Below are 14021 nucleotides of genomic sequence, written 5' to 3' on the forward strand. Positions count from 1 at the left end.
TGAGCATGATCGACAGCTTCGAGAAAATGCTGGCCTCAGGCCAGGACAGCGCCTTGCTGCGGTTCACCCTGGGTGATGCCTACCTCAAGGAGCAGCGCCCGGCCGAGGCGGCCGAACACCTGCGCGAAGCGGTGCGTCAGGATCCGCAATACTCTGCCGCCTGGAAGCGGCTCGGTCGTGCGTTGGCCGAGGCGGGCGATGCCGCTGCTGCGATGCAGGCCTATCGTGAGGGCATCGAGGTGGCCGAGGCGCGCGGCGACAAGCAGGCGAGCAAGGAGATGCAGGTGTTTCTGCGCCGCCTGGAGCGTGCCGGCTGAGACGGAAACGGCGCCCTTAGGCGCCGGCTTGAATGCGGTAGATGAGGCTGGCGGATACGCCGCGTGGATCGGGTTCCCGGCGGATCTGGCGCATGCCGGTTTTTTCCAGGACGCGGCACGAGGCCGGGTGGTTTTCCCGGACCGATGCCCATATCTGTTCCAGTTCAAGCACTTCAAAGCCGAATTCGCGGGAGAACAGCGCAGTTCCGTTGCAAGCCCCTGGCCCCATGCGGGAGCGGTGTAGCGAAATCCGAGATTCACGTGTAGGGCGTTGCCAAAGCTCCGGTAAGCCAGTCCGCCGAAACCTATGATCTCCTCCAGGGAGGTCTTCAGGCTGATGGTCCACTGGCCGAAACCGTGAGCGGCCCAGTGCGCGGGCCAGCGCCGCAGAGACGCCTCGGATTCCTCCGGGCCTGAATGCGGACCGGCGGGATTGAAGCGGTTGGTGTCGGAGGCGCCGAAGATGGCGAACACGGCAGGTGCATCCTGCGAGGTCGGTTTGCGTAGAATCATGCGCGAGGAATGCTGGAGACAGGGTGCGGCGGCTTCGAGTCCGGATGCGGACATGGTCGATCACTTCCCTTATGGCGAATTTCGTAGGGATCGGCGTTTAGACATTTATCACACTGGAGAATTGCATGTTCAATCAACTGGAAGCCAAGAGCGACGAGTCCGGCCAACCCGAAGGCCGGGGCGCGGAAGAACGGTTGTTGTTCAAATCGCGCAAGGTACTTGTATTCGGCGAGATCGACGACAAGCAGGCGAGTGCAGTCTGCCGGCGTCTGCTGGCCTTGTCCGAGGAGTCCGATGCACCGATCACCGTGTTGATATCCTCGCCGGGTGGGCACGTGGAGTCAGGCGATGCGATTCACGACATGATTCGCTTCGTGCGTGCTCCGGTGACGATGGTCGGGACCGGCTGGGTCGGTAGCGCCGCTGCGCATATTTTCCTGGCCGCGAAGAAGGAGCGTAGGGTGTGCCTGCCGAATACGCGGTTCCTGATTCACCAGCCTGCCGGTGGCGCCGGTGGTCCGGCGTCGGATATCGCCATCCAGGCGGAGCAGATCATCAAGACGCGTGAGCGTATCGCTCGCGTCATCTCCGAGCAGACCGGACAGCCGATGGAAAAGGTGGCGCGCGATATCGAGCGTGATTACTGGATGGATACCGAGCAGGCGCTGGCGTATGGTTTGGTGTCGCGGGTGATTGAGCACGATAGTGAGTTGGCGTAGACGGGTTTGGATTTCGGCTCCGCACATTCTTTGCCGGGAGATGGAAGGTTTTGCGGGCGGGAATTAGCGTCTACGGTTTTGACTTGTGTGAGTGAATGCAGGGTACTAGCTGGCTATGGTGGCCTATTTCGTGCGCGATTCGAGGTATGGAGCATCTCTCTGCTGAAGTGACGCGCTCGAGTACCTTTCTTTGCACGCCCAAAGAAAGGTACGAAAGAAAGGCGCCAGAAAGGCCTTGTCCCTGCGGGCAGACCTCGAGCGCACACCCCGTCCCGGGGCACCGCAGTCACTTGCCCTCCTGGCAAAGCCTGCTCGGGCGGCGTCCTGCCGCCCGACCCCGCGCCAGGGCGCACGTTCGAGGCAAGGCCAAACGTGAACCGGTACATCAAAACAGAACGGCCCCCAACGTCTGAATGTCTGAGCCAGCTTGTTCGGAGTACTTCGCTGTCGGACTCGCCGTGTTTTGACGTTTGCCCGTCCTGATCGCTTGCCTCGCGAGCGTGCGCCTGGGCGGGGATGGCCGGCAGGACGCCGGCCAAGCAGTTCTTCGCCCGGATGGCGAATGGCACAGGTGCAGAGTGCTTTTGGGGTGCGTTTCTTTCGTCGGTTTCTTTGCGCATTTCAAAGAAAAAATCGTCGGGAACGATTTTTCGCGCAAGCCCCGAAGGGGTGAGGCGCAGGGATGCGTCGAACAAATCGGCTCGGGCGCGTCACCTCGATTGATCTGAGCCCCAAACGTCGAATCGCGTCCGAAACAGACCGTCACGGCCAGCAAATACGTCGCATTCAGCCGCGTAAGATCAAAACCACAACCGGTGATCCGCGCCCGAAGTAATCCCGGTCTCTGAAGAATGTGAAGCCTCTCGCAACGCATGATCGGCTGAAATCGCGAACCTTTAAAGTCCGCCGGTAGCCGACTACGAACGATAAGGATCCGCCATTCCCTTCGGCCGCCGCGCAAACCGCCGATAGCTCCACAGATACTGCTCCGGGCAGCGTCTGACCAGCGTCTCCACACAGCGGTTGAGTTCGCCAGCGGCGACTGCTGGGTCGTCGGAGTAGATGTCCTCGCCGGCAGCCACGCTGTGTACGCGAAACCCTCGCCCCTGCGGCAGGCGTTCGCAAAAGGCGAGCACTACGGGACTGCGCGCGCGCCGCGCCAGGTTGGACAGCAGGCGCATGGTGTAGGCCGGATGACCGAAGAAAGGCGCGAAGACGCCGCCGCTGCCCTTGGGCGTCTGGTCCGGCAGCAGGCCGGCGACCTCGCCGCGCTCCAGCGCCTGGCGCAGGGCGCGTACGCCGGTCGGCGTGGTGGGCACCAGGCGCGAGCCGGTATGCGCACGGGATTCGCGGATCAGCGCATCCAGCGCGCGCATGCGTGGCGGACGGTAGAGTGCGGTGGTCGGGCGCAGCGTGGCGAGGCACAGGCCGGAGAATTCCCAACTGCCGAGATGTGGCGTGGCGAGCACCGCCTCTCCGTTGAGTCCGGCGCTTTGCAGCAGTTCATGTCGTTCGCCGAACTGCAGGAGTGAACGCAGCCGGGCAGCATCCTGGCGCCACAGCCAAGGCGCCTCGGTGAGTGCGCGGGTGCTTTCGATCAGGCTGCGCCGCCCTACGCGCTGACGCCAGGCCATGTCTCGCTCCGGGAAGCACAGCGCGAGATTGCCCAGGGTGATGCGCCGCAGTTTCGGCGACAGCATCCAGGCGGTCGCGCCGAGCACGCCGCCGAGCCACTGGTTGAGGCGCAGCGGCAGGTGCCCGAACAGGTGCAGAAGGGCTCGCGCCAACAGGGCGGACATGGCGCGCGCTCAGCCGGTCCGGCATCGCCGCATGGGCGATCGGCGGGCGTTGCGGTACGGTTTCGGTTGCAGGAACAGCGAGAATTTGTCGGGCTTTGCCGCCATGCGGGAGGTTCCGGATGCTTGATCTGCACGGGGAATCTGCGCAAGATGTGGGCGCCGTCGATGCGGCGGTTTCCCCCGTCGGTTCCCAATCATAAAGCATTCGGTCGTTTCGTAGGTCCTGACATTCGATCGGCGGCAGCCGCGTCCACCTGTGGCGGGTACTGTCTTGACCATCCGGGACCGCTACACGTAGGTCGATGAACGAATACAGTTTCAACAAATTGCAGAAGCGCATTCGTCGCGAGGCGGGCAATGCCATCCGTGACTTCGGCATGATCGAGGATGGCAATCGCATCATGGTCTGTCTTTCCGGCGGCGCCGACAGCTATACCATGCTGGATACCCTGCTCTATCTGCAGCGCGTGGCGCCGGTGTCCTTCGAGGTCGTGGCGGTCAATCTCGACCAGAAGCAGCCGGGATTTCCGGAAGAGGTGCTGCCGGGCTATCTGGACAGCCTGGGCGTGGAGTACCGCATCGTGCAGGAGGACACCTACAGCATCGTCAAGGACAAGGTGCCCGAGGGCAAGACGACCTGCTCGCTGTGTTCACGCCTGCGCCGCGGCATTCTGTATCGCACCGCGCAGGAAATCGGTGCAGACCGGATCGCGCTGGGCCATCATCGCGAGGACATACTCGAGACCTTCCTGCTGAACATGTTCTTCGGCGGCTCGCTCAAGACCATGCCGCCCAAGCTGCTGTCCGACGACGGCCGCAACGTGGTCATCCGCCCGCTGGCCTACTGCAAGGAGGCGGACATCAAGGCCTATGCCGCCGCCAGGGAGTTTCCCATCATTCCCTGCAACCTGTGCGGCTCGCAGCCGAATCTGCAGCGCCAGGAGATGAAGGCCTTGCTCCAGGAATGGGACCGCAAGTTCCCGGGGCGTTTGGAAAGCATGTTCCGGGCGCTGGGTAACGCCTCGCCGTCCCATCTTCTGGATCATTCGCTGTTCGATTTCCCGGCCTTGGTTCCGGGGGATTCGGTCGGAGCGGAAACCGAAGTTGCAGAGACGGCTTCCGTCGCGAGCGGGTTCGGACGGCCTGCGGAGGCGGTGCTGCACCGCTTCTGAGCGCCCGTCGTCCACAGTGCAAACCTTCCCAGGGAATTTCTTATGAGTCGCTTGGAGCTTTATCCCGAGATCACGCCGTTTCGCAGCCGCATGCTGCCGGTCGACGATCGGCATACCCTGCACGTCGAGGAGTGCGGACGCTCCGGTGGTTTGCCGGTGGTGTTTCTGCACGGCGGCCCCGGTTCGGGATGCGAGCCCTGGCATCGGCGTTTCTTCGATCCGCAGGTCTACCACATCGTGCTGTTCGACCAGCGCGGCAGCGGCCGCTCGCTGCCGCATGCCGAACTCGAGGGCAACACCACGCAGGACGTGATTGCCGACATCGAACGTGTACGCGAGGAACTGGGCATCGAGCGCTGGGTGGTGTTCGGCGGCTCCTGGGGGTCGACTCTGGGGCTCGCCTATGCCGAGGCACATCCGGAGCGGGTGCTGGGCCTGGTGCTGCGCGGGATCTTTCTGTGCCGCCCGCGTGACATCGAATGGTTCTACCAGTCGGGTGCCGACCACGTCTTCCCCGACTATTGGCAGGACTACCTGGCGCCGATTCCCGAGGCCGAGCGCGGCGATATGCTCGAGGCCTACCATCGGCGGCTGACCGGCAGCAACGAGGTTGCGCGTATGGCGGCGGCTCGGGCCTGGTCGCAGTGGGAAGGGCGCACGGCGACGTTGTTGCCCAGTGAGGCGGTGGAGGAGCATTTCACCGATCCGCATGTGGCGCTGTCGCTCGCGCGTATCGAGAACCACTATTTCCGCAACCGTATTTTCCTTGAACCCGACCAACTGCTGCGTGAGGCGCACCGCCTGGCCGAAATCCCCGGCGTCATCGTGCATGGGCGCTACGATATGATCTGTCCGATCGATCAGGCTTTCGCGCTGCATGAAGCCTGGCCCCAGGCGCGGCTGGAGATCGTCCCGGACGCGGGACATTCGGCCAGCGAGCCGGGTATCGTCGATGCCTTGGTAAGGGCGACGCGGGATCTTGCCGAGCAGCTGGCGTGATCGGCCTGCTGCAGCGTGTAAGTCGTGCCGCTGTGCGGGTGGATGGTGAGAGCGTCGGTGCCATCGAGGCTGGATTGCTGGTGCTGGTCGGGGTCGAACGCGGCGACACCGAGGCTCAGGCCGATCGTCTGCTCGAGCGTCTGTTCGGCTACCGCGTGTTCGGCGACGCGGAGAGGCGTATGAATCTGAGTCTCCAGGATGTCGGCGGCGGTTTGCTGCTGGTGCCGCAGTTCACGCTGGCGGCGGATACGCGCAAGGGCATGCGTCCGTCTTTCACGCCGGCTGCGGCGCCGGAGGACGGGCGGAGGCTGTTCGATTGGCTTGTAGAGCACGCGCGAACCCGCCACAAGCCGGTGGCCACCGGCTTGTTCGGTGCGAACATGCAGGTTGAATCGGTCAACGACGGGCCGGTCACGTTCTGGCTGCAGGTGCCGCCGGTCTGACGGCTGCTTTGCGGGGCAGCCGGCTTACGAGGATTCCCGGTTGCGGCTGTCGTCCTGATTCGGGTCGGGGCCGGTGTTGCCGGCCATTTCCGCCAGCGCCTCGCGCTGTAGAATCTTGACGGCCTTGCGCTGCGCCTCGATGAGGCCGTCCTGCTGGAAGCGGGTGAACAGACGACTGACGGTTTCCACGGCCAGACCGAGATAGTTGGCGATGTCGTGGCGCGACATGCTCAGATTGAATTCGGTGCTCGAATAGCCGCGCATGCCGTGGCGCGAGGAGAGGTTGAGCAGAAAGCCGGCGAGGCGTTCCTCGGCATTGCGGCTGGCGAGGATGCGCATGAAGCGTTCGTCGGCGTTGAGTTCGCGGCTCATGACGCGCAGCAACTGGTGCTGCAGGTCCTTGATCTCATGGGCCAGAGCATGCAGGCGCTCGAAGGGCAGCTCGCATACGCTGGTGGTTTCCAGCGCGACGGCGGAGCTGGGGTGCGAGCTGTCGCTGATGGCGTCGAGGCCGAGGATCTCGCCCGGCAGATGGAACGCGTTGATCTGTTCACGGCCGTCATCGGAGATGGAAAAGCTTTTGATCGAGCCGGAACGGATGGCATACAAAGCGCCGAATTGGTCGCCCTGATTGAACAGCGCCGCCCCGCGCTGCAACGGCCGTTTGCGGTTGATGATCTGGTCCAGCCGGGCGACATCGCTGCGGCAGATGCCGATCGGCAGACAAAGATCCTGCAGTTGGCAGTCTGCGCACGCGCGGGAAAAGCCTTGGAGGGTGATCACGTTGAACGACTCCATTACTTTCCCCTCGTCATGACTTCGTTGATTGGCAAGCTTAACAAATGATACCGAATGTTCGTACTCTCTGATCTAGGTCACTTTATCGCTGCGGCCCTTATGGTATCCTGCAGGCCCGCATACTGTTTTGTGTGATCATGGCCCAGCGCACTGCCGCCGTTCAGCGCGATACATTGGAAACGCAGATCAGCGTACGGCTGAATCTGGATGGTTCCGGTGAGACGTCCATCGCGACAGGAGTTCCCTTCTTCGACCATATGCTCGATCAGGTCGGCCGGCACGGTTTGATCGATCTCGAGGTGCGCGCCCAAGGCGATCTGCACGTCGACGCGCACCACACCGTGGAGGATGTCGGCATCGCGTTTGGGCAGGCGCTCGCCGAAGCGCTGGCCGACAAGCGCGGCATTCGCCGCTACGGCCACGCCTATGTTCCACTGGACGAAGCCTTGGCGCGCGTGGTGGTGGATTTCTCCGGCCGCCCCGGGTTGGTCCACGAGGTCGATTACCGGCGTGCCCGCATCGGTGAGTTCGATACCGATCTGATTCATGAATTTCTGCAGGCGCTGGTCAATCACGCGCGGCTGACGCTGCATGTCGACAGCCTGCGCGGGCGCAATGCGCATCACATCGCCGAAACGGTGTTCAAGGCGCTGGGTCGGGCCCTGCGGATGGCCGCCGAGCCGGATCCGCGCTCGGCGGGCCAGTTGCCTTCGACCAAGGGCGCCCTATAACTTCACTCTTACCGGTTTCCGAGCCTGGCGGGCATGGCTGATCTGGCAATCATCGATTACGGAATGGGCAATCTGCGCTCGGTCGCGAATGCCTTGCGGCACGTCGCTCCCGTGCAGGATCGCGTCGTGGTGACTTCCGATCCTGCTGTCGTGCTGGCGGCCGACCGGGTGGTGTTCCCGGGGCAGGGCGCGGCACGCGACTGCATGCACGAGCTGCGGGCCTGCGGCTTGGAGGATGCGGTGCGCGAAGCCGCGCACACGCGGCCTTTTCTGGGAGTGTGCATGGGCATGCAGGTATTGCTCGAGCACAGCGAGGAAAACGGCGGTACCCCTTGTCTCGGCGTCCATGCGGGCGATGTGCGGTATTTCGGTGCGGCGCCGCGGGATCCGGTCACCGGCGAGCATATCAAGGTGCCGCACATGGGTTGGAATCGCGTCGAGCCTGCCCGCGATCACCCGCTGTGGGACGGCATCGCGCCGGGTAGCCGTTTCTACTTTGCCAACAGTTATTACGTGGCGCCGTCCGACGCCAGCCTGGTCGCCGCGACCACGGAGTACGGCATTCGGTTCTGTTCCGCGCTGGCGCGCGATAATGTGTTTGCGATCCAGTGTCACCCGGAGAAGAGCGCGCAGGCGGGATTGCGGCTGCTATCGAATTTCGCGCGTTGGGACGGGGCTGCCGCTTGACCCCGCACGAGCTGTGAATTGATGAGCCCGTTAACCGAAATGGGAGGTTTGGCGTCATGTTGTTGATCCCTGCCATCGACATCAAGGAGGGACGGTGCGTACGTCTGCGCCAGGGCCGCATGGATGATGAGACCGTCTTTTCCGATGACCCGGTGGCCATGGCGGAACGCTGGGTCAAGGCTGGTGCCAGGCGTCTGCATTTGGTCGACCTGGATGGGGCTGTGGCCGGCGGGCGCCGCAATGCGACGGTCGTCGAGCGTATCGCGCGGGCCTATCCCGAACTGCCGATCCAGGTTGGCGGCGGCGTGCGCGACGTAGACGCCGTGCAGGCCTATCTGGATGCAGGCGTGCAATACGTCATCGTGGGTACCAAGGCCGTTTCTGCGCCCCATTTCGTCAACGATCTATGCTTGGAATTTCCCGGCCACATCATCGTCGGGCTCGATGCCAAGGACGGCAAGGTGGCGGTCGACGGCTGGTCGAAACTCTCCAACCACGACGTGGCGGACCTGGCCATGCATTTCGAAAACGACGGCGTGGCCGCGATCATCTACACCGACATCAGCCGCGACGGCATGATGGGTGGCCCCAACGTCGAGGCGACCGTGCGCCTGGCGCAGGCGGTGCATATCCCGGTCATCGCCTCCGGCGGGGTGAGCGGGCTGGCCGACATAGAGGCGCTGTGTGCAGTCGAGGGGGAAGGCGTCAGCGGCGTGGTAATCGGCCGGGCGCTCTATGAAGGGTCGCTGGATTTCGCCGAGGCGCAGAAGCGCGCCGACGCGTTGGTCGCGGAATAGCGTACGATGTCGCTGGCCAAACGCGTCATTCCCTGTCTCGACGTCGACAACGGCCGCGTGGTGAAGGGCGTGCAGTTCGTCGATATTCGCGATGCGGGTGACCCGGTGGAAGTCGCACGGCGCTATTACGAGCAGGGCGCCGACGAAATCACCTTTCTCGACATCACCGCCAGCAGCGACGAACGCGAAACGATGGCACATGTCGTCGAGGCGGTCGCCGCCGAAGTGTTCATTCCGTTGACCGTGGGTGGCGGCGTGCGCACTCTGGCCGACGTCCGCAGGCTCCTGAACGCCGGCGCTGATAAGGTCGGCATCAATACGGCGGCGGTGGTGCGCCCAGAGTTCGTAGCCGAGGCTGCAGCACGTTTCGGCAATCAGTGCATCGTGGTGGCCGTCGATGCCAAACGTGTTTCGGCTGCAGGCGAGGCGTTGCGCTGGGAAGTGTTCACCCACGGCGGACGTCGGGCGACCGGTATCGACGTGCTGGAATGGGCGCGCCGCATGGCCGATTACGGCGCGGGTGAGCTGCTGGTCACCAGCATGGATCGCGACGGCACGCGCGAGGGATTCGATCTTGAGCTGATGCGGGCGATGAACGAGGCGGTCAACGTGCCGCTGATCGCTTCCGGCGGTGTCGGTACGCTGCAGCACTTGGCCGCCGGCGTGATCGAGGGCGGCGCGGATGCGGTGCTGGCGGCGAGCATCTTTCATTTCGGCGAGCACACCGTGGGTGAGGCCAAGGCCTATATGGCGCAGCGCGGCATTGAGGTGCGCGAGTGGGTTTGATGGGCGTGCGTCCGGCGCGGTTCCGGCGCTGTGCTATGCTCCAGACCCTTGTATCTTGAGGTTGGTTCAGATGTGCGCAGCACCTGGCGACAGTGCCGAATGGCTCGATGCGGTGGCATGGAATAGCGAAGGCCTGGCGCCCGTCATTGCGCAGGAGGCCGGCAGCGGGCAGGTGCTGATGCTGGCCTGGATGAACCGTGCGGCGCTGCAGCGGACGGTCGAGTTGGGCGAGGCGGTGTACTGGTCGCGTTCGCGTGGGCGGCTGTGGCACAAGGGCGAGTCGTCCGGTCATGTGCAGCATGTCGAGGACATTCGCCTGGACTGCGACGGCGATACGCTGTTGCTGACGGTGCGCCAGGATGGTGGCATCGCCTGCCATACCGGACGCCATCATTGCTTCTTCCGACGTCTGGCCGGGGAACGGGACAGCTGGGAAACGGTCGAACCGGTGCTCAAGGCGCCCGAGGCGATTTATGGCGAATGACATATTGAACGAGCTTGCTGCGGTGCTGGAATCGCGCAAGTCGGCCCCTGCCGACAGCTCGTATGTTGCCGGCTTGTATGCCAAGGGGCTCGACGCCATTCTCAAGAAGGTCGGCGAAGAGGCCACCGAGACGGTGATGGCGGCCAAGGACGGGGTGCCGGGCAAGCTGGTCTACGAGGTGGCGGATTTGTGGTTTCATACCCTGGTGTTGCTGGCACATCAGGGGCTGGCGCCGGAGGACGTGCTTGCCGAGCTTGCGCGGCGCATGGGTACCTCCGGGTTGCAGGAGAAGGCGCAGCGTGTCCGTTGAGGGCCGCAAGCGCGAAAAGGGCGGGTATCCCGCGGCCAAATGTCGAATAAAGGCGTCCAAGCGATCGCCGAGATGGATTAGTTACGGAGAACGGTCATGATTCCAGGTGGTTACGAGTGGTTGGTTCTGCTGCTGGTGGTGGTGTTGGTGTTCGGCACCAAGAAGCTGCGCAATGTCGGTGGCGACCTCGGTTCGGCGGTAAAGAATTTCAAGAAATCGATGGGTGAAGGCGAAGAGGATGCGGAGAAGAAGAGCGAATCCTCCGAGCAGCAGCTCAAGGATGACAGCAGCGGCCGCGTGTTCGATGCCCAGTCCGAGCACAAGGATAAGGACAAAGTCTGAGACACGGCAGCTGAGCGCGGAGGCGTTCGATGTTCGATTTGGGCTTTTCCGAGATCATGCTCATCATGATCGTCGCCTTGGTCGTGGTGGGCCCGGAGCGATTGCCGGGCCTCGCGCGCAAAGCTGGCTACTGGGTTGGCCGCTTTCGCCGCTATGTCGTCAACGTGCGTTCGGAAATCGAGCGTGAGCTGAACGCCGATGAGCTGCGCAGCATGTTGACCAGGCAAGAGGACGAGATCCGCGAGTTACGCGACATGCTGCAGGACACGCGCAGCCAGATTCACAACGAGGTCGACGACATTGCGCAGGAAGTCGATTCGGCCGGCGAGCAGTTGCGTCATAGCCTCGACCTGGACAATGCCTCGAGGGATACCCCGATTCCCGCTGAAGAGCATGCTCTGGAGGCACCCACCGAGGAACACGCTTCTACTGCGCCCGAGCCCCCGTTGCAGGCCGGCGAACAGACGACGGAGTCCATACCTGTCTCCGGCCAGGCCGATACCAGCCCCCCGAGCGAGGCTTCCGATGGCGCAGCGATGGATAGCGAAAAGAGCGCCAAATCATGATGAATGCGCGTACGTCCGTACGCCAGCCGGCTTTCTGATACATGAGCGAAGATAGCGACAAGCGAGACGACGAGCCGCGTGACGAGGAAGAAGGCGGCACGCTGTCCGGCCTGATGGTGCATCTGATCGAACTGCGTTCGCGGCTGCTGCGCTCGATCGTGTTCGTGCTGGTGATCTTCATCGGCCTCGCGCCGTTCGCCAACCAGCTCTACAGCTGGCTGGCCGGGCCGCTGATCTCGCAACTGCCGAAAGGTGCCAGCATGATCGCTATCGATGTGGCGGCGCCGTTCTTCGTGCCTTTCAAGCTGACCATGCTGTTGGCGGTGGTGATCGCCATTCCGTTCCTGCTCTACCAGCTATGGGCATTCGTTGCCCCAGGCCTGTACAAGCACGAAAAACGTCTGGTGCTGCCGTTGCTGTTGTCGAGCACCATTCTGTTCTATACCGGCATGGCGTTCGCCTATTACGCCGTGTTTCCCATCATGTTCCGCTTCTTCACGCACGCCACGCCGGCGGGCGTGCAGATGATGACCGATATCGGGGCCTACCTCAGTTTCGTATCGAACATGTTCCTGGCGTTCGGCGCGGCGTTCGAAGTGCCGGTGGCCATCGTCTTGCTGACTGCGCTGGGTCTGATTTCGCCGCCGCAGCTCTCCAAGGGGCGCCCCTACGTCATCGTCGGGGCGTTCGTGGTGGCCATGATTCTCACGCCGCCGGACGTGTTTTCGCAGATCATGCTGGCGGTACCCTTGCTGGTGCTGTTCGAAGCTGGACTGCTGGCCTCGCGTCTGGTCTACCGCCGCCGCAAGGAGCGTGAGGAGGAAGAAGACGACTACGAGATGGATGAGCAGGCCATGGACCGTGCGCTGGACGATGCCGCCGGCGAGGAACAGGGTCTGGAATCCAAGGATCGTTCGGAATAGGCTGAGCGTAGCCGGCTGAAATCCGGCCGGCTTCGTTTGCTCTTTCGTACCGCCCACATTCACTGCAAGGCTTCGCCATGTCCGCTGAACAGATCGTTCCCCGCCGCCGCGCGCTGCTCGTCATCCTCGATGGTTTCGGCCTGAATCCCTCGAAAGAGAACAATGCGGTGGTCGAAGCGCATACGCCGCGACTCGACGACTATTTTGCGCATCACGCGCATACGGCACTGGAAGCCTCCGGCCGCGCGGTCGGCCTGCCCGAAGGACAGATGGGCAACTCCGAGGTCGGGCATCTCACCCTAGGGGCCGGGCAGATCGTGCGCCAGGATCTGGTACGTATCGACGATGCAGTGGCAGATGGAAGTTTTGCCCGCAACGAGGCGCTGACGGCAGCGGTGGCTGCAGCGCGTGAGGCGGGCCGGCCGCTGCATCTGCTGGGCCTGGTGTCCGACGGCGGCGTGCACAGCCATGTGCGCCACTTGTACGCATTGATCGATCTGTGCCGTGCCGGCGGCGCCGTGCCGGTGGTGCACATGATCACCGATGGCCGCGACACGCCGCCCAAGTCCTCTCCCGCCTATCTGCCGGAACTGGAGAAGCGGCTGGAAGCCGCGGGTGGGCGGATCGTCACCGTGGTCGGCCGTTATTACGCCATGGACCGGGATCATCGCTGGGATCGCACCGAACTGGCGTGGCGTGCGTTGGTGCTGGGCGAAGGTGCTGCGGCGGGCAGTGCCCGTGAAGCCATCGAGGCTGCGTATGCGGCAGGCGAAACCGACGAGTTCATTCGCCCGCGCGTGATTGCCGGCGGTGAGCCGGTGTGCAGCGGCGATTCGGTGGTGTTCTTCAACTTCCGCAATGATCGCCCGCGCCAGCTAGCCGCCGCGCTGGGTCTGAAGGGGTTCGACGGTTTCGGGCGCGACGGCTTCGAGCCGGTGAGCGTCACCACGCTGACCGAATACGATCCGCGCTACGGCATGCCCATCGCGTTCGCGCCCGATCGCCCCGGCACCTGTCTGGCCAAGGTGCTGAGCGAGGGGGGATACGGGCAGTTCCATTGCGCGGAAACCGAGAAGTACGCGCACGTGACCTTCTTCTTCAATGGCGGACGGGAGGAGGTGTACCCCGGAGAGGACCGCGTGGTCGTGCCCTCGCCCAAGGTGGCCACCTACGACCTCAAGCCGGAGATGAGCGCGTCGGAAGTCGCCGACGAGGTGATCAAGGCCATTGAAAGCGAGAACTACAGCTTCATCGTGGTCAACTTCGCCAACGGCGACATGGTCGGGCACACCGCCGTACGGGAGGCGGTGATCCGCGCGGTGGAGGCTCTGGACGAGGCGGTCGGACGCGTGCTGGATGCGGCCGTGGAACACGATTTCTCAGTATTGCTCACCGCCGATCACGGCAATTGTGACGAGATGGTCGATCCGGAGAGCGGCGAACCGCATACGCAGCACACCACGTATCCGGTGCCGCTGTTGCTGGTCGATTCGGAGCGCTGGCGTCTGGCCACCAACGGCGGCCTGAGCGGCATCGCGCCGACGCTGCTCGAACTCATGGGCGTGGCACAGCCGCCGGAAATGACCGGCCATTCACTGCTGGTCGAGCGTCTGTCGGTACCCGAATGACGGTCCG

Annotated in this window: 16 protein-coding genes and 1 pseudogene; 15 read left to right on the plus strand and 2 right to left on the minus strand. The window is 63.5% G+C overall.

What is annotated here, in order from left to right; translation table 11 throughout:
• The first annotated feature begins 5 nt into the window (after positions 1–5).
• Together P8014_RS01230 and P8014_RS01235 are read left to right on the plus strand one after the other, a co-directional pair.
• On the plus strand, positions 6–317 hold the full coding sequence (locus tag P8014_RS01230) for a tetratricopeptide repeat protein (protein ID WP_337815571.1): 312 nt from the start codon (positions 6–8) through the stop codon (positions 315–317).
• A gap of 638 nt (positions 318–955) precedes the next feature.
• On the plus strand, positions 956–1549 hold the full coding sequence (locus P8014_RS01235; RefSeq protein WP_337815487.1) for an ATP-dependent Clp protease proteolytic subunit: 594 nt from the start codon (positions 956–958) through the stop codon (positions 1547–1549).
• 917 nt (positions 1550–2466) lie between these two features.
• On the opposite strand, the gene P8014_RS01240 is transcribed toward P8014_RS01235, so the two are convergent.
• Complete coding sequence (locus P8014_RS01240) at positions 2467–3348, minus strand: lipid A biosynthesis acyltransferase (protein ID WP_337815488.1); 882 nt, start codon at positions 3346–3348, stop codon at positions 2467–2469.
• Positions 3349–3650: 302 nt separating this feature from the next.
• Between P8014_RS01240 and ttcA the strand changes: the two genes are divergently transcribed.
• From ttcA to dtd, 3 genes are read left to right on the plus strand one after another with little or no spacing between them, the layout of a single operon-like run.
• On the plus strand, positions 3651–4520 hold the full coding sequence (gene ttcA, locus P8014_RS01245; protein WP_337815489.1) for a tRNA 2-thiocytidine(32) synthetase TtcA: 870 nt from the start codon (positions 3651–3653) through the stop codon (positions 4518–4520).
• 42 nt (positions 4521–4562) lie between these two features.
• Positions 4563–5519, plus strand: a complete 957-nt coding sequence (pip, locus tag P8014_RS01250) for a prolyl aminopeptidase (RefSeq protein WP_337815490.1) — start codon at positions 4563–4565, stop codon at positions 5517–5519.
• Entirely contained in the window at positions 5516–5962 is a 447-nt protein-coding gene (dtd, locus tag P8014_RS01255) for a D-aminoacyl-tRNA deacylase (RefSeq protein ID WP_337815491.1), read from the plus strand. The genes pip and dtd overlap by 4 nt, the downstream gene beginning before the upstream one ends.
• A gap of 24 nt (positions 5963–5986) precedes the next feature.
• Here the strand turns inward: dtd and fnr are convergent, their stop codons facing one another.
• Positions 5987–6745 (minus strand): fumarate/nitrate reduction transcriptional regulator Fnr, encoded by a 759-nt coding sequence (gene fnr / locus P8014_RS01260; RefSeq protein ID WP_337815492.1) that lies wholly within the window; start codon positions 6743–6745, stop codon positions 5987–5989.
• A 152-nt stretch (positions 6746–6897) separates the two neighbouring features.
• On the opposite strand from fnr, the gene hisB reads away from it, so the two are divergent.
• From hisB to gpmI, 10 genes and pseudogenes are all read left to right on the plus strand, one after another.
• Complete coding sequence (gene hisB / locus P8014_RS01265) at positions 6898–7491, plus strand: imidazoleglycerol-phosphate dehydratase HisB (protein WP_337815493.1); 594 nt, start codon at positions 6898–6900, stop codon at positions 7489–7491.
• Between the two features lie 33 nt (positions 7492–7524).
• Positions 7525–8178: an imidazole glycerol phosphate synthase subunit HisH gene (gene hisH / locus P8014_RS01270; protein WP_337815494.1), complete on the plus strand. Its 654-nt coding sequence runs from the start codon at positions 7525–7527 to the stop codon at positions 8176–8178.
• 56 nt (positions 8179–8234) lie between these two features.
• Positions 8235–8975, plus strand: coding sequence for a 1-(5-phosphoribosyl)-5-[(5-phosphoribosylamino)methylideneamino]imidazole-4-carboxamide isomerase (gene hisA / locus P8014_RS01275; protein WP_337815495.1), 741 nt, complete (start codon positions 8235–8237; stop codon positions 8973–8975).
• Between the two features lie 6 nt (positions 8976–8981).
• Positions 8982–9761: an imidazole glycerol phosphate synthase subunit HisF gene (gene hisF / locus P8014_RS01280; protein ID WP_337815496.1), complete on the plus strand. Its 780-nt coding sequence runs from the start codon at positions 8982–8984 to the stop codon at positions 9759–9761.
• Positions 9762–9831: 70 nt separating this feature from the next.
• Positions 9832–10245, plus strand: a complete 414-nt coding sequence (gene hisI / locus P8014_RS01285) for a phosphoribosyl-AMP cyclohydrolase (RefSeq protein WP_337815497.1) — start codon at positions 9832–9834, stop codon at positions 10243–10245.
• Positions 10235–10555 (plus strand): phosphoribosyl-ATP diphosphatase, encoded by a 321-nt coding sequence (locus P8014_RS01290; protein ID WP_337815498.1) that lies wholly within the window; start codon positions 10235–10237, stop codon positions 10553–10555. Before hisI ends, P8014_RS01290 begins: the two co-directional genes overlap by 11 nt.
• A gap of 96 nt (positions 10556–10651) precedes the next feature.
• A complete protein-coding gene (gene tatA / locus P8014_RS01295; RefSeq protein WP_337815499.1) occupies positions 10652–10897 on the plus strand; it encodes a twin-arginine translocase TatA/TatE family subunit in 246 nt (81 codons plus the stop codon).
• Positions 10898–10926: 29 nt separating this feature from the next.
• On the plus strand, positions 10927–11463 hold the full coding sequence (tatB, locus tag P8014_RS01300; RefSeq protein ID WP_337815500.1) for a Sec-independent protein translocase protein TatB: 537 nt from the start codon (positions 10927–10929) through the stop codon (positions 11461–11463).
• A gap of 113 nt (positions 11464–11576) precedes the next feature.
• A pseudogene (gene tatC / locus P8014_RS01305) lies at positions 11577–12278 on the plus strand (twin-arginine translocase subunit TatC); the annotation flags it as partial.
• 185 nt (positions 12279–12463) lie between these two features.
• A complete protein-coding gene (gene gpmI / locus P8014_RS01310) occupies positions 12464–14014 on the plus strand; it encodes a 2,3-bisphosphoglycerate-independent phosphoglycerate mutase (protein ID WP_337815501.1) in 1551 nt (516 codons plus the stop codon).
• Positions 14015–14021: the final 7 nt, after the last annotated feature.

Origin of the sequence: Acidihalobacter sp. (assembly GCF_037381185.1) — a bacterium.
Taxonomy (GTDB): domain Bacteria; phylum Pseudomonadota; class Gammaproteobacteria; order DSM-5130; family Acidihalobacteraceae; genus Acidihalobacter_A.

Bases quoted from the DNA above. Each gene is read 5' to 3' on its own strand.
- P8014_RS01230 (WP_337815571.1), top strand. From the start codon at position 6: ATGATCGACAGCTTCGAGAAAATGCTGGCCTCAGGCCAGGACAGCGCC.
- P8014_RS01235 (WP_337815487.1), top strand. From the start codon at position 956: ATGTTCAATCAACTGGAAGCCAAGAGCGACGAGTCCGGCCAACCCGAA.
- P8014_RS01240 (WP_337815488.1), bottom strand. From the start codon at position 3,348: ATGTCCGCCCTGTTGGCGCGAGCCCTTCTGCACCTGTTCGGGCACCTG.
- ttcA (WP_337815489.1), top strand. From the start codon at position 3,651: ATGAACGAATACAGTTTCAACAAATTGCAGAAGCGCATTCGTCGCGAG.
- pip (WP_337815490.1), top strand. From the start codon at position 4,563: ATGAGTCGCTTGGAGCTTTATCCCGAGATCACGCCGTTTCGCAGCCGC.
- hisB (WP_337815493.1), top strand. From the start codon at position 6,898: ATGGCCCAGCGCACTGCCGCCGTTCAGCGCGATACATTGGAAACGCAG.
- hisH (WP_337815494.1), top strand. From the start codon at position 7,525: ATGGCTGATCTGGCAATCATCGATTACGGAATGGGCAATCTGCGCTCG.
- hisA (WP_337815495.1), top strand. From the start codon at position 8,235: ATGTTGTTGATCCCTGCCATCGACATCAAGGAGGGACGGTGCGTACGT.
- hisF (WP_337815496.1), top strand. From the start codon at position 8,982: ATGTCGCTGGCCAAACGCGTCATTCCCTGTCTCGACGTCGACAACGGC.
- hisI (WP_337815497.1), top strand. From the start codon at position 9,832: ATGTGCGCAGCACCTGGCGACAGTGCCGAATGGCTCGATGCGGTGGCA.
- P8014_RS01290 (WP_337815498.1), top strand. From the start codon at position 10,235: ATGGCGAATGACATATTGAACGAGCTTGCTGCGGTGCTGGAATCGCGC.
- tatA (WP_337815499.1), top strand. From the start codon at position 10,652: ATGATTCCAGGTGGTTACGAGTGGTTGGTTCTGCTGCTGGTGGTGGTG.
- tatB (WP_337815500.1), top strand. From the start codon at position 10,927: ATGTTCGATTTGGGCTTTTCCGAGATCATGCTCATCATGATCGTCGCC.
- gpmI (WP_337815501.1), top strand. From the start codon at position 12,464: ATGTCCGCTGAACAGATCGTTCCCCGCCGCCGCGCGCTGCTCGTCATC.